Source organism: Sagittula sp. S175 (assembly GCF_049800975.1).
In the GTDB taxonomy this organism is placed as follows: domain Bacteria; phylum Pseudomonadota; class Alphaproteobacteria; order Rhodobacterales; family Rhodobacteraceae; genus Sagittula.
In genome coordinates this window covers 53,241-66,653 of the sequence record NZ_JBNAGB010000010.1, presented here as the reverse complement: position 1 = coordinate 66,653, position 13,413 = coordinate 53,241, and the positions used below count along the sequence as shown (strand labels likewise).

Annotated in this window: 12 protein-coding genes, 1 tRNA gene and 4 pseudogenes; 10 read left to right on the top strand and 7 right to left on the bottom strand. The window is 63.0% G+C overall.

The features are described from left to right. The gene (gene metK / locus ACP16H_RS14095; RefSeq protein WP_425072938.1) at positions 1–1,179 is read left to right on the top strand and encodes a methionine adenosyltransferase; all 1,179 of its coding nucleotides are present in this window, start codon (positions 1–3) and stop codon (positions 1,177–1,179) included. Positions 1,180–1,236: 57 nt separating this feature from the next. On the opposite strand, the gene ACP16H_RS14090 is transcribed toward metK, so the two are convergent. Next, positions 1,237–1,518, bottom strand: a complete 282-nt coding sequence (locus ACP16H_RS14090) for a DUF1330 domain-containing protein (RefSeq protein WP_425072937.1) — start codon at positions 1,516–1,518, stop codon at positions 1,237–1,239. A 92-nt stretch (positions 1,519–1,610) separates the two neighbouring features. Here ACP16H_RS14090 and ACP16H_RS14085 point away from each other — a divergent pair, with 92 nt between their 5' ends. Both ACP16H_RS14085 and trmB read left to right on the top strand, forming a co-directional pair. Continuing rightward, positions 1,611–2,483 carry a LysR family transcriptional regulator gene (locus tag ACP16H_RS14085; protein WP_425072936.1) on the top strand — a complete coding sequence of 291 codons (873 nt, stop codon included), beginning with the start codon at positions 1,611–1,613 and terminating at the stop codon, positions 2,481–2,483. 39 nt (positions 2,484–2,522) lie between these two features. Further along, positions 2,523–3,236: a tRNA (guanine(46)-N(7))-methyltransferase TrmB gene (gene trmB, locus ACP16H_RS14080; RefSeq protein WP_425072935.1), complete on the top strand. Its 714-nt coding sequence runs from the start codon at positions 2,523–2,525 to the stop codon at positions 3,234–3,236. On the opposite strand, the gene ACP16H_RS14075 is transcribed toward trmB, so the two are convergent. Continuing rightward, the gene (locus tag ACP16H_RS14075; RefSeq protein ID WP_425073033.1) at positions 3,212–3,682 is read right to left on the bottom strand and encodes a CBU_0592 family membrane protein; all 471 of its coding nucleotides are present in this window, start codon (positions 3,680–3,682) and stop codon (positions 3,212–3,214) included. The two genes, trmB and ACP16H_RS14075, sit on opposite strands and share 25 nt — an antisense overlap. Positions 3,683–3,780: 98 nt before the next feature. Between ACP16H_RS14075 and aroA the strand changes: the two genes are divergently transcribed. The 3 genes from aroA to ACP16H_RS14060 are packed head-to-tail and all read left to right on the top strand — an operon-like array spanning position 3,781 to position 6,286. After that, complete coding sequence (aroA, locus tag ACP16H_RS14070; protein WP_425072934.1) at positions 3,781–5,124, top strand: 3-phosphoshikimate 1-carboxyvinyltransferase; 1,344 nt, start codon at positions 3,781–3,783, stop codon at positions 5,122–5,124. Further along, positions 5,121–5,618 (top strand): hypothetical protein, encoded by a 498-nt coding sequence (locus ACP16H_RS14065; protein ID WP_425072933.1) that lies wholly within the window; start codon positions 5,121–5,123, stop codon positions 5,616–5,618. Before aroA ends, ACP16H_RS14065 begins: the two co-directional genes overlap by 4 nt. A 56-nt stretch (positions 5,619–5,674) precedes the next feature. Then, positions 5,675–6,286: a (d)CMP kinase gene (locus ACP16H_RS14060; RefSeq protein ID WP_425072932.1), complete on the top strand. Its 612-nt coding sequence runs from the start codon at positions 5,675–5,677 to the stop codon at positions 6,284–6,286. A 144-nt stretch (positions 6,287–6,430) separates the two neighbouring features. Here ACP16H_RS14060 and ACP16H_RS14055 read toward each other — a convergent pair whose 3' ends face one another. Then, entirely contained in the window at positions 6,431–7,456 is a 1,026-nt protein-coding gene (locus tag ACP16H_RS14055; protein WP_425073032.1) for a LacI family DNA-binding transcriptional regulator, read from the bottom strand. Between the two features lie 142 nt (positions 7,457–7,598). On the opposite strand from ACP16H_RS14055, the gene ACP16H_RS14050 reads away from it, so the two are divergent. Next, positions 7,599–7,675, top strand: a tRNA-Arg gene (locus ACP16H_RS14050). 281 nt (positions 7,676–7,956) lie between these two features. On the opposite strand, the pseudogene ACP16H_RS14045 reads toward ACP16H_RS14050, so the two are convergent. After that, positions 7,957–8,094: pseudogene (locus ACP16H_RS14045) on the bottom strand (transposase); the annotation flags it as partial. Between the two features lie 228 nt (positions 8,095–8,322). Beyond that, positions 8,323–9,482 (bottom strand): annotated as a pseudogene (locus ACP16H_RS14040) (IS3 family transposase). A gap of 469 nt (positions 9,483–9,951) precedes the next feature. Here ACP16H_RS14040 and ACP16H_RS14035 point away from each other — a divergent pair. Both ACP16H_RS14035 and ACP16H_RS14030 read left to right on the top strand, forming a co-directional pair. After that, the gene (locus ACP16H_RS14035) at positions 9,952–10,287 is read left to right on the top strand and encodes a hypothetical protein (protein WP_425072931.1); all 336 of its coding nucleotides are present in this window, start codon (positions 9,952–9,954) and stop codon (positions 10,285–10,287) included. 35 nt (positions 10,288–10,322) lie between these two features. After that, a pseudogene (locus ACP16H_RS14030) lies at positions 10,323–11,484 on the top strand (IS3 family transposase). 63 nt (positions 11,485–11,547) lie between these two features. Here the strand turns inward: ACP16H_RS14030 and ACP16H_RS14025 are convergent. Next, positions 11,548–11,886 carry a hypothetical protein gene (locus ACP16H_RS14025; protein ID WP_425072930.1) on the bottom strand — a complete coding sequence of 113 codons (339 nt, stop codon included), beginning with the start codon at positions 11,884–11,886 and terminating at the stop codon, positions 11,548–11,550. A gap of 58 nt (positions 11,887–11,944) precedes the next feature. Then, positions 11,945–12,268 carry a hypothetical protein gene (locus tag ACP16H_RS14020; protein ID WP_425072929.1) on the bottom strand — a complete coding sequence of 108 codons (324 nt, stop codon included), beginning with the start codon at positions 12,266–12,268 and terminating at the stop codon, positions 11,945–11,947. Positions 12,269–12,777: 509 nt separating this feature from the next. Between ACP16H_RS14020 and istA the strand changes: the two are divergent. Beyond that, positions 12,778–13,350, top strand: a pseudogene (gene istA / locus ACP16H_RS14015) (IS21 family transposase); the annotation flags it as partial. Between the last annotated feature and the right edge of the window lie 63 nt (positions 13,351–13,413).

Sequence of the window (13,413 nt, the reverse complement as noted above, 5' to 3'; positions counted from 1 at the left end):
ATGTCCCGACAGAACTACGTTTTCACCTCCGAGTCGGTCTCGGAAGGTCATCCTGACAAGGTATGCGACCGCATTTCCGATGCGGTGCTCGATGCCTTTCTGGCCGAGGATCCGCTGGCGCGCGTCGCCTGCGAGACCTTTGCCACCACGAACCGCGTGGTCATCGGCGGGGAAGTCGGCCTGACCGACCAGGCCAAGCTGGCCGAATACATGGGCAAGGTCGAGGATATCGCCCGCGCCTGCATCAAGGATATCGGCTACGAGCAGGACAAGTTCCACCACGCGACCTGCGAGGTGACGAACCTGCTGCACGAACAGTCGGCGCATATCGCGCAGGGTGTGACGGGCGAGCGCGGTGACGAGGGCGCCGGTGACCAGGGCATCATGTTCGGCTATGCCACGAACGAGACAGAAGCGCTGATGCCCGCGCCGATCCAGTTCAGCCACGCGATCCTCAAGCGGCTGGCCGAAGTGCGCAAGGACGGCACCGAGCCGACCCTGCGCCCGGATGCGAAATCCCAGCTGTCGGTGCGCTACGAAGGCGGGAAGCCGGTGGGCGTGACCTCCATCGTTCTGTCGACGCAGCACGAGCTGGAAAGCCAGACTTCGGCTGACATCCGCGCCATCGTCGAACCCTACATCCGCGAAGTTCTTCCCGAGGGGTGGATCAGCGCGGACACCGTGTGGCACGTGAACCCGACCGGCACCTTCGTGATCGGCGGTCCCGACGGCGACGCGGGCCTGACCGGGCGCAAGATCATCGTGGACACATACGGCGGCGCGGCCCCGCATGGCGGCGGCGCGTTCTCGGGCAAGGACCCGACCAAGGTGGACCGTTCGGCGGCCTATGTCGCGCGCTACCTCGCCAAGAACATCGTCGCGGCAGGCATGGCCGACCGCGCCACGGTGCAGCTGTCCTACGCCATCGGCGTGGCCAAGCCGCTTTCGATCTACGTCGACACGCATGGCACCGGTGACGTCGATGCGGCGGCGATCGAGCTGGCGATCCCCAAGGTCATCGACCTGACGCCGCGTGGCATCCGTACCCATCTGGACCTGAACCGTCCGATCTATGCGCGCACGGCGGCTTATGGCCACTTTGGCCGCGCGCCGGAAGCCGACGGCGGTTTCTCCTGGGAGAAGACCGATCTGGTCGAGGCGCTGAAGAAGGCCGTCTGAGGGCGGCTCTCTTTTGGCAAGAGTTCGGGGCGCTCCATCGGGGCGCCCCTTTTCATTTCAGCCGATCAAGGTGATCCGGCAGGGGCCCGCGGCGCGGCGCAAGGCGTGAATGTCCTTAGCCTCCGGGTCTTCGATCCAGCCAATCGCGGAGTCGCGATCCGGGAAGGACAGAAGCACGGCGCGGCCCGGCGCGGTGCCTTCGCCTTCGAGAAGGGTAGGGGTGGTAGACATCGCCTGCGCCTTTGCCCCCCATTTTTGCAAGAGCGGCCCGGCCTGCTCGGCATAGCGTTGGAAACTGTCCGGGTCGGTGACAGTGAGGTCGACATAGGCATAGATCATTTTCTGGGCTCCTTTCGTGATGCGACATTAGAGCGATGTCTTGGCACGCGAAAACGCGTGAATGTGCGTGTCGCATGTGCAAAATTTCGTGCATGCAGCCTGATTGGACGGATCTCAGAACGGTATTGGCGCTGGTGCGCGGCGGGACGCTGGCAGCGGCGGGCGATGCTCTGGGTGTGACCTATACGACAGTGGCGCGCCGGGTGGCGCGTCTGGAAGAGGCGTTGGGCGAGACCCTGTTCGAGCGCCTGACCGACGGATACAGGCCGACGGCGACAGCGCGACTGGTGGCCGAGCGCGCGGCCGAGATGGAGGCGTCGGAGCACGCGCTGATGAGGTCCATCGCCGGTCAGGACGCGCGCCTGTCGGGCCGGTTCGTGGTGACGGCGCCGCAGCTTGTGATTGCACATGTGCTGGCACCCAGCCTGAAACGCTTTGCCGAGGCGCATCCGGCGGTAGAGCTGCATATCCGCGCGACGAACGATCTTCTGGACCTGTCGCGGAGGGAGGCGGATCTTGGTATCCGGGTCAGCCGGTCGCCGGGTGATACACTGAAAGGGTTGCGGCTGGCGGCACAGGACACCGCCTGTTTCGGCAGCGAGACCGTCGCCGAACGCATCGCGGTCGATCCCGAGGGGCCTGTCGACTGGATCCTGCATTCCGGCACAGCCGAGGTTCCCAAGGCCGCCATGGCGCAGGCGCCGGGATCGCGTGTGCGGTTCCGTTTTGACGACATGATTGCCATCGCGGCCGCCGTTCAGGCCGGGCTGGGGGTCGCGCGGATGCCGATGTTTCTCGGGCGCGCCTTGCCGGGGGTCGTGCAGGTGCCGATCCTGCCTCCGACACCCTATGCCGACATCTGGGTGGTCGGGCACCCGGACGTCTGGTCTTCGGCGAAATCGGTGGCCTTCCGGGAGGTCATCGCGGCGGATGTGAAGGCGCAGCGGACCCGTTTCGTGGCCTGATGTTGCCATGGCGCGCGGCAGGCGCTAAAGGCCCCGCCCATGACCACGTCGAACAAGCATCCCGAAGCGCCCTGGCGCAACTTCTATGGCCGCATCCGCGGCAAGACCATGCGTCCCAACCAGGTGACATTCCTGGAGGAGGACCTTGGCCCGTTGTCGCCCGGTCCGGTCGGCTGGGAGGAGAACCCCGACCGCGTGCCTCTGGATCTGACCAAGCGGTTCGACGGGCGACCCGTCTGGCTGGAGGTGGGCTTTGGCGGGGGGGAGCATCTGGTGCATCAGGCGCAGACCTACCCGGATGTGTCGATCATCGGCTGCGAGCCCTTCATGAACGCCGTGGCCATGCTGCTGACCAAGCTGCGCGACACCGGGGTGCAGAATGTCAGCGTGCACCCCGGTGACGTGCGCAACCTGTTCGACGTGCTGCCGGCGGAGTCGCTGGACAAGGCGTTCCTGTTGTATCCCGATCCCTGGCCGAAGAAGAAACACCACCGGCGGCGGTTCGTGACGCAGGAACACCTTGCGCCGCTGCATCGCGCGTTGAAGCCCGGCGCGGAGTTCCGTGTGGCGACGGACATTCCCGACTATGTCCGCCAGACGCTCGAAGAAGTGCCGCACGCGGGGTTCGAATGGCTGGCCGAAGGGCCGGGTGACTGGCGTGAACCCTGGTCGGACTGGACCAGTACGCGCTACGAACAGAAGGCCCTGCGCGAGGACCGCACGCCGCATTACCTGACGTTCCGCCGCCTCTGACCTGAGCTGCGCCGTGCGCGCGCCCAGCCGGGCGTGTGGCGCAGGCGGATGACATGCTGTACCGGCGCGGGCGGGGCCTTGCGCGCGCGGCGCAGCCGGTCGAGGCGCAGGCAGATCGCCCAGATGCTCATGGCAAGGTAAAAGCCCTGGATCATCAGGGACGGCAGGTTGAAATGCACCAGAAGCGACGTCATCACGCTGGAGGCCGCAAGGATGTTCAGCGCGTAGTAGCGTGGGCTGTCCGACATGTGCCAGCCGAGCGAGAGCATGGTGTAATTCAGCACGTAGGTCGCGGCACCAAAGACGCCATCATCGTGAACACAGCGGTGCCGTGCAGGAAATCGAGCATGATTGCCCTCCCGGAATGACTTGTCTGAAATGGTCGGACTCGTGGTCCGTGTCTTGAAATGATGGAGGTAAGGTAAGGAGCGTGGTCCGGGGCGCAAGGGCGCAGATACATCGGGCAAGGAATACCGGACCGGCGGGAGTGGACGGCAGGCATTGTGCGCGCTATCAGGCGGCGACCTATTTGCAGGAGAGCCCGATGTCCGGCCACGGCACGCCCATCCCGATGACCTCCCACCGCGCAGGCCCGCTGACGGGCGAGGCGCATGTTCCGGGCGACAAGTCGATCTCCCACCGTTCGCTGATCCTTGGCGCGATGACGGTCGGAGAGACGAAGGTGACCGGCCTGCTCGAAGGGCAGGACGTGCTGGACACGGCGAAGGCGATGCAGGCCTTTGGCGCGCAGATCGAGAAGACTGGCGACACATGGCATGTGCATGGCGTGGGCGTCGGCGGCTTCCTCGAGCCGGAGAACGTGATCGACTGCGGCAACTCGGGCACCGGGGTGCGGCTGATCATGGGCGCGATGGCGACCTGCCCGATCACCGCGACGTTTACCGGGGATGCCTCACTGAACAAGCGGCCAATGGCGCGGGTGACCGATCCGCTGGCGCTCTTTGGCGCGCAGTCCTATGGGCGTTCGGGCGGGCGGCTGCCGATGACCATCGTCGGTGCGCGTGACCCGATGCCGGTGACCTATACGACGCCGGTGCCCTCGGCGCAGGTGAAATCCGCCGTGCTGCTGGCCGGTCTCAACGCCCCGGGCGAGACGGTGGTGATCGAACGCGAGGCGACGCGCGACCATTCGGAGCGGATGCTGGCGGGCTTCGGTGCGACGATCTCCACTGAGGACACGCCGGAGGGTCGCGTCATCACCCTGAAGGGCCGTCCCGAGTTCACGCCGCAGACCATCATCGTGCCGCGCGACCCTTCTTCCGCCGCCTTTCCGGTCTGCGCCGCGCTGCTGGCCGAAGGCTCGGACGTGCTGGTGCCCAACATCGGCCTTAACCCGACGCGCGCCGGGCTGTTCTTTACGCTGCAGGAGATGGGCGCAGACCTGACCTTTGAGAACATCCGCGAAGAGGGGGGCGAGCCGGTGGCCGACCTGCGCGCGAAGTTCTCGCCGAACATGAAGGGTATCGAGGTCCCCGCCGAGCGTGCCGCGTCGATGATCGACGAATACCCGGTGCTGTCCGTGGTCGCGGCCTTCGCGGAAGGAAAGACCCACATGCCTGGCGTCAAGGAACTGCGCGTCAAGGAAAGCGACCGCATCGACGCGATGGCCAAGGGCCTGCGCGGCGCGGGCATCACCGTGGAGGAGGGCGAGGACTGGTGGACGGTGCATGGTCGTGGCTTTGGCGACGTGCCGGGCGGCTTCACCGCCGAGACGCATCTGGACCACCGCATTGCCATGTCCTTCCTCGTGATGGGTCTGGCGACCAACGCGCCCATGTCGGTGGATGACGGCCAGCCGATTGCGACGTCCTTCCCGATCTTCGAGACCCTGATGGCCGACCTCGGTGCGCGGATCGAACGCACATGAAGGCGAGGGGCTATACGCTCCTGTCTGCTGCCGTGGCGGCTTTGTACTGCGTGATGGCCTTCTGGACTCTGCCGGAAATCGCCGATCAGGCTGCGGGGTTGCTCCCCTTTGACCTGCGCCCCTTCGGTTATTCGCCGGAAGAGGCGCAGAGTTTCCTCGACGCGCTGAGCGCCGAGGGGCGCGCCTATTACGCGCTGATCCAGCACAGGCTGGATCTGGTCTTTCCGCCACTGCTCGCGCTGTGGCTCTGCCTGTCGGCGCGAAAGCTGTTTGCCGTCCGGGTTGCCTTTGCGATCTGCGTGGTGGCGGTTGTCGGCATGGCGGCGGATCTTGGTGAGAACCACTTCGTCGGTGAACTGCTGAAGCGGTTCGACGCTGAAACGGTCCGACTTGCCTCGCGTCTGACCGTGGTGAAATCCGTCTCGGCGACGCTGTGCCTGCTGGCTGTGCTGTGGGGGTTCTTCGGGCATCTTCGCGCCTCGCGGGACGGCTGAGGCTTTTCCTTTGCGTCGGGCGTTGCTAAGCAGCAGGCCCGAGTACGGAGAACGACATGAGCTTTGCAGTGGCCATTGATGGACCGGCAGCCAGCGGCAAGGGTACGATCGCGCGTGCCGTCGCGGCGCATTTCGGGTTCCTGCACCTGGACACCGGGTTGCTGTATCGCGCTGTCGGGCGGCAGATGCTGGACGGTGTGCCTGCCATCAAGGCCGCCGAGACGCTGACCCCCGACCGGTTGAACGATCCGTCCCTGCGCACCGCCGAAGTCGCGCAGGCCGCATCCAAGGCGGCGGCCATCCCGGCGGTGCGCGCCGCGCTCGTGGATTTCCAGCGTGCCTTTGCCCGCCGTGATGGCGGTGCCGTTCTGGACGGCCGTGACATCGGTACGGTGATCTGTCCCGATGCCGAGGCCAAGCTGTTCGTCATTGCCTCGCCCGAGGTCCGCGCCCGCCGCCGCTGCGCCGAATTGCGTGGCAAGGGCGACGAGGTGACAGAGGCGCAGGTGCTCGAAGACCTGCGCGTGCGGGACGAGCGCGACATGAACCGTCCCGACGCACCGCTGAAGGCTGCAAAGGACGCGGTGACACTGGACACGACGGATATGAGCATCGAGGACGCTGTGCAGCAGGCAATTGCCCTCATCAACCAGCTGCGCGCCAGATGATCCGAACCTGACAGAGCAGAATATCCGCCCCGTCTTCTGCCGCCCCGTCTTCTTCCGCCCTGTCTTCTTTGGTTTCGAAAATACCTCGGGGTCCGGGGCAGAGCCCCGGCGCGCCCCGACCCGCGCAGGATCAGGCCAAATGCGTCAACGACGCTTCAACGTGTCGCCGTAGGCGATCTTGGGCGACAGCTCCACGATCCGCTCGAAATCCGCCTCCGGGTTCTCGACACGGGCGGCGATGATCTCGGCGGCCTTGGTGCCGATCTCGGTGCGGCAGGCGTCCATTGTCGCCAACTTGCGCGGCAGTCCGTCGAGCAATTCCACGCCGTTGAACCCTGCCAGACCCACCTGTCCCGGCACGTCGACGCCTGCATCAAGACAGTGCATGAGGCCACCCGCAGCAATCATGTCGTTGGAGTAATACAGGAAATCCAGCTCCGGTTCCCGCTCCAACATAGCCTTGGTCATTTCGCGGCCCTTCGCCAGAGCCGATCCGCCGGAATAGAACTCGTGCTCGGCGATCTCGACGCCCTCCTTGGCCAGCGCCTCGGTGAAGCCTTCGAAGCGTTTGCGGGCGCGGTGATCCAGCGGCATCTTGGTGCCCATGAAGCCGATCTTCTGGTAACCCTGCTTGAGGATCGCCTTGGCCATCTCGCGGCCCGCGCGACGGTGCGAGATGCCCACGGCGCAGTCGATCGGCGTGCCGTCGGTGTCCATGATCTCGACCACGGGGATGCCGCTGGCCTTCAGCATGGCGCGCGCGGCATCGGTGTGTTCCAGACCCGCGACAATCACGCCGGAGGGGCGCCAGGACAGCATCTCGTACAGGACGCGCTCTTCCTTTTCCGGGAGGTAGTCGGTGACGCCCACGACGGGCTGCAATTCCGTATTCTCAAGCACTTTCGAGATGCCGGACATGACTTCGGGGAACACCATGTTGCGCAAGCTGGGGATGATGACCGCCACGAGGTTCACCCGCTGCGAGGCCAGCGCACCGGCGATCTTGTTGGGCACGTAGCCGAGGGCCTTGGCCGCTTCCAGCACCTTTTCGCGGGTGGCCTGGCTGACATCGCCCCGGTTGCGCAGCACGCGGCTGACGGTCATTTCGGATACGCCCGAAGCTTCGGAAACGTCACGCAGGGTAAGCGGGCGGTGATCGTCGGATGTCACGTCTGCCAAGTCCTTCTTCTGAGTTTCTTTCACGATATGCCGCGCGCGCGTAAATGCGCAAGCAGTGCAAGACAGTTGGCGCATGATGTGTGCGCATTGGCGGTGACAAGCCCTGCGCGATGCGCTAGGACCGGACGCGTGCGGTCCCGTGGCTCAACTGGATAGAGCAGCCCCCTCCTAAGGGGCAGGTTACAGGTTCGAGTCCTGTCGGGATCGCCATTTCCCCGCCAAAAAGTCCGAGAAAGCTTATTAGTGCGCAAACGACGGCATACGTCTGCGCAAGGGCGGTCAGGCAGGCTTTGTTGCACCAATCGGAGCTTGACTGCACTTCCCCTTTCCCCGGACGGACTTAGCCTCCGACCTGAGTGACAGGTATGCCAAGAACTGTGTACTTGTTGAGGAGGGTCAGGCGGATTTGCATTGCAAATCGCCTGCCGGGCAATGGGACGGCACAGGGGGATGAAATCCGGCACCGCCCCATCCCGCCCGACCGGTTGCAGCAGGCTCTCAACGAAACCCGTGGTTTGCCGCAGCGGCAAGCCAAACAGGATTTTCAAGGTCAGACGGGTCTGGATCGCCGCATCGCTGAACTCCTGCCGCCGACCGCGCTTGCCGTTCGGCGGCGGCACCCAAGCCATCCAGGAAGCAAACCAGATCGACAGCGATCCGCGACGCTTCAGGCTGTCATTGCAAGCCGACCAGTTCATGATCTTGTACTTCGTAGGGGCCCAACTGCTCATGACCTCCAGCTATCATGCTGGATTCGCGAGATGAATCCCTACCGGGATTTGTGCACCAAGCCCCAACGACTCCGCATTCCTGGTGCGGTGTCAAATTTCGTGACCTGCCCCCTGCCGGTCCCTCATTCATAACGAGATTCTGCAGGTTGGATTTGGGTATTCGGCTTCATCGTCTTGCGCAAGCGCGCCGGGCGCGGAGGCCTCAAATTGCTCAAGCGCTCGGCGCGCTTGCTATGGCGTCAGGTTTCCCAGGGATGAGTGCAGCCTGACCGTGTTGTGGTCGTAGCGCCACAGGGCCAGCTTACGTCGCGCGTCATCGAGACTGTCGAAGATCTCCTCGTTCAGAAGCTCGTCGCGCAAGCTGCCGTTGAAGCTTTCGATGAAGGCGTTTTGCTGCGGCTTGCCGGGATCGATGTAATGCCACGGCACGGTGTTCTCGTCGGCCCATTTCAGGATGGCCCGGCTGGTGAACTCGGTGCCGTTGTCGCTGACAATGCAGCCGGGCTTACCATAGATCCGGATCAAGGCGCTGAGTTCCCGGGCGACCCGTGCGCCGGAAAGACTGGTGTCCGCTACAAGGCACAGGCATTCCCGCGTGCAGTCGTCGATCACGGCGAGGATCCGGAACTTACGCGAGGCACCGAAGCTGCCGGATACGAAGTCCAGCGACCAACACGCGTTGACGCTCGCAGTGGCTGGCATTGGTGTCCTCGTGCCGCGCGCCCGTTTCCGGCCTCGCCGCCGCTTCACGGACAGCCCTTCCTCGCGGTAGATCCGGTAGAGCTTCTTGTGGTTCATGATCATACCCTTCCGCTCCAGAAGGACGCCGATCCGGCGGTAGCCGAATCTGCGCCGCTCGCCGGCGATGTCCTGCATTTCTTCGCGGATTTCGGCACTGTCCGGCGGGCGTTCTCGCCGGACTGTCTTGGGATCGACACCAACCAGCCTGCAGGCCCGGCGCTGCGAGATGTCATGATCCCGCATCACCCGAAGCGCCGCGTCTCGCCGCTTGGTCAATGTCGTCAGTTCTTTCCCAGCAGGTCTTTCAAGACGACGTTATCCAGCATGGTTTCGGCCAACAGGCGCTTCAGCTTGGCGTTCTCATCCTCGAGCGCCTTCAGCCGCGCAGCCTCGGAAACCTCCATCCCGCCATACTTGGCCTTCAGTTTGTAGAACGTCGCCGTGCTCAGGCCGAGTCTGCGGCACACCTCCGCAGTCGGCATTCCGGCCTCCTGTTCCTTGATCATCCCGATTATCTGCGCCTCGGTGAAACGGCTCTTTCGCATAAGTCTGCTCCTTCAGAGTTGGCGCAGACTCTACATCACAGTGAGGGATTTCGCGGAGGGCTGGTCAATCTGAACTTTTCCCAATGCGCGCTCGTTGCAAAAACTTGAATCATCACTGTGGGCGTAAAGTCAAAAAATCACTATAATCCGTTGAGATTATAGGGCTTTTTATGGCTCCGGCGGTAGGGGGCTCACCGCGCAGCCAAGCACCTTTGATTCCAAAGGAAATTCCGACACGACCGTGCACCGGCTTCGGGCGGACTCCAAGATGTGCCCAGAGTCGTGGCGTACTTCGGGCATCAATTCAAGCACCAAGGAGAAGTCTTGTTTGTACGGCTCCGGCTCGGCCACTGACAACACTTGTATCCAGCCAGGGGTGACCAATCCCCGCCGCTTCGGCGACCGAATCCCGTGACATGCAGCGTCCGTACCTCCTACAAGTGTCGCAACAAGACGACTGGGGACGACCATGGACGAATTGAAGCTCGATCTCGAGCACTTCTACGGCATTCGCCGTCTCGAGCACACGTTCAACTTCACTGACTGCCAAGCAGCGGCTCTCTATGCCCCGAACGGCGCCATGAAATCGTCTCGGGCGAAGACATTCCAAGACAGCGCTGACGGGAAAAAGTCTTTAGATCGGATGTTCCCCGATCGGACAACGAAGCGTTTGGTCGTCGACGAGAACGATAAAGAACTTGATCCTCAGTCTATCCTGGTTGTTCGCCCATATGACGAGGAGTTCGGGCCCGGTGCGAATACCTCGACGCTCCCGACTTGCCCCCCGCGAAATCCCTCACCGTAATGTAGAGTCTGTGCCAACTCTGAAGGAGCAGACACATGCGAAAGAGCTGTTTCACCGAGGCGCAGATTATCGGGATGATCAAGGAACAGGAGGCCGGGATGCCGACGGCCGAAGTGTGCCACAGGCATGGCCTGAGCACCGCCACGTTCTACAAGCTGAAGGCCAGGTATGGCGGCATGGACGTGTCCGAGGCCGCGAGGCTAAGGGCGCTGGCGGACGAGAATGCCAAGCTCAAACGCCTATTGGCCGATACCATGCTTGACAATGTCGTCTTGAAAGACCTGCTGGGAAAGAGCTGACGACATTGACGAAGCGGCGAGACGCGGCGCTCCGGGTGATGCGGGATCACGATATCTCGTAACGCCGGGCGTGCAGGCTTGTCGGTGTCGATCCGAAGACAGTCCGGCGTGAACGCCCGCGGGATTGCACCGAGATCCGCCAAGCGATGCAGGAGATCGCCGCCACGCGGCACAGGTCTCGGCTACCGCCGGATCGGCGTCCTGCTGGAACGCAAGGGCATGATGATGAACCACAAGAAGCTGTATCGCATATACCGCGAGGAAGGCCTTTCGGTGAAGCGACGGCGAGGCCGGAAACGGGTGCGCGGCACGAGGGTGCCGATGCCGGTTGCCGCGTGGCCCAACGCACGCTGCTCGTTGGACTTCGTGTCCGACAGCTTCGGCGCGTCGCGGAAGTTCCGGATCCTGGTGGTGATCGACGACTGCACCCGGGAGTGCCTGTGCCTCGTCGCGGACACCAGCCTGTCAGGCGCACGGGTTGCCCGGGAACTCAGCGCCCTGATCCGGATCTACGGAAAGCCCGGCTGCATTGTCAGCGATATCAGTACCGAGTTCACCAGTCGGGCCATCCTGAAATGGTCCGACGAGAACAAGGTGCCGTGGCACTACATCGACTTAGGCAAGCCGCAGCAAAACGCGTTCATCGAGAGCTTCAATGGCAGCCTGAGGGACGAGCTACTGAACGAGGAGATATTCGACAGCCAAGACGATGCGCGGCGTAAGCTGGCCCTTGTGGCGCTATGACTACAACACGGTCAGGCCGCACTCATCTCTGGCCAACCAGACACCGCTGCAAGCGCGCCGAGCGCTTGAGCAATTTGAGGGCTCGGCGCCCGGCGCACTTGCGCCAGACGGCGAAGCCGAATACCCAATCCCAACCTGCAGACTCTCATTATGAGTGAGGGACCAGCAGGGGGCAGGTCACCGTCACGGTCCGATTGTCGGGGAGAAGCTCAGCGCATCAGTAGCGAACCGGACCGTCGTCGGAGCTCCACCAGTTCTGGGCCTTCTCTTCGCGTCGATCTTGGGTCACTTCCCATGCGATGCGCTTACGTAGGCGATTTGCCCGATCGGCGGGCGTCTCGTGCTGACGTCGCTTGGATTCGGCAAGGAATCTGTTGAGGGCTTCGAGTCGGTTCGCGCCGCGCGGATTCTCTTTGTAGCGGCTTCGGGCTTCGGCGGTAGCTTCATCTAACTCGGCCGGTGTCATAAGATGCGCGGATCCGGCCCGCAACGCGGGCCGAAACCTGAGTTTCATGATGTCCTCGATGTCGGCGATGTCGGTAAGTTTGGGCTGCATTTGTCTCTACTTCGATTTGGAATGTTCCGCCCGGCCGATTGGTCAGGCGCTCGTGGTTTCATTTTTGGCCGCAGGAGGCATAGAGCTTGATCCTTGCATGAGAGGACCGCGCGGCAGTGGCTGCGCGCTCCAGAATCTCGATGGGGAAATACCAGCGGCCGGAGTTGCTGCCCTTGCCACTGTAGATCTTTTCGCCGTGGCCTTCGCTGCGCATAGCGGCGACGACGCGCCGGGACAGACCGCACTCGTGAGCGTAGAAACGGGTATTCGTGTTCCCTCGCACCGGCCTCGGTTCCGTGGCCCGCGCCGCCGCTTGCATAAGGTCGACCTGCTGATCCGACGGCAGTTTGGCGATGGCCTCGGCTTTGTCTTGGTTTGTCATTTCGTCTTACCTCTTGTTGCCGGGAAGGGGTTCCGGCCTCGCTTGCCCCTTCCAATAGAAGATGGATCCGATGCCGACGTCACGGAAACGAAGTAGGGCGGAGAATGCGATCTTGGGAAGAAAACGCGTGCGGATGGCGGTCAGTTGCACTTGTTCCGGTGTCTCGATTGGTTGATCCGTTCATGCGATGCTTTATCCCTTGAAGAACTGGACCACTCTCAACCGGAGTTCCGTCCATGCTTGAGGAGGCTGCGAGAGGATCCGAAGATGAACTGCGTCGACCAAGGTACCGAGTTCGTCTTCAAGGACCTCAATCTTTCTTCCTATCAGGAAGGGGTCGTACTCGACTCCTCCCTCCCTGTTGGTGAAGCCGACTAACAATGCCTACATCCAAGCTTTTGATTTCCAAACGGAACTGACCAGGGAAGGTACCAGATTTCCATTGAGAATTGACCCATGTGACCGTCCTCCCGAGCGCACTGAGCGACGGGGGCAATGGAGTGATGCACATGGGACTACTGAATGTCATACGGAAGATGGCGCTGCGGCAGCAGTTGCCCATCCGTGAGATCGCGCGCCGGACAGGCCTGTCGCGGAACACGATCAAGAAGTACCTGAAGGCCGGTACCGTGGTGCCGAAGTTCACGGTGCCGGAGCGACCCAGCAAGCTCGATCCTTTCGCAGACAAGCTTGCGGCGTGGCTGAAGACTGAAGCCTCGAAGTCGCGCAAGCTGCGCCGCCCGCTGACGCATCTTCATGCCGATCTGGTCGCTCTTGGGTACACTGGTTCCTACAACCGTGTGGCCGCGTTCGCCCGGGAATGGCGCATGGAACGTCAACGCGAGCAGCAGACGACGGGGCGTGGTGTTTTCGTGCCGCTGTCGTTCCGGCCGGGAGAGGCCTTCCAGTTCGATTGGAGCGAGGACTACGCGGTGATCGGGGGCGAGAGGACCAAGCTGCAGGTCGCGCACATCAAGCTGTCGCACAGCCGCGTCTTTCTGGTCCGCGCCTATCTCCTACAGACACACGAGATGCTGTTCGGTGCTCACCGGCACGCCTTCCGAGTGTTCGGCGGCGTTCCTTACCAGTCAGAGGGGCGAGTTCCGGGTGTACGAGCTTGATCTTCAAACAAGGATACATTTTTT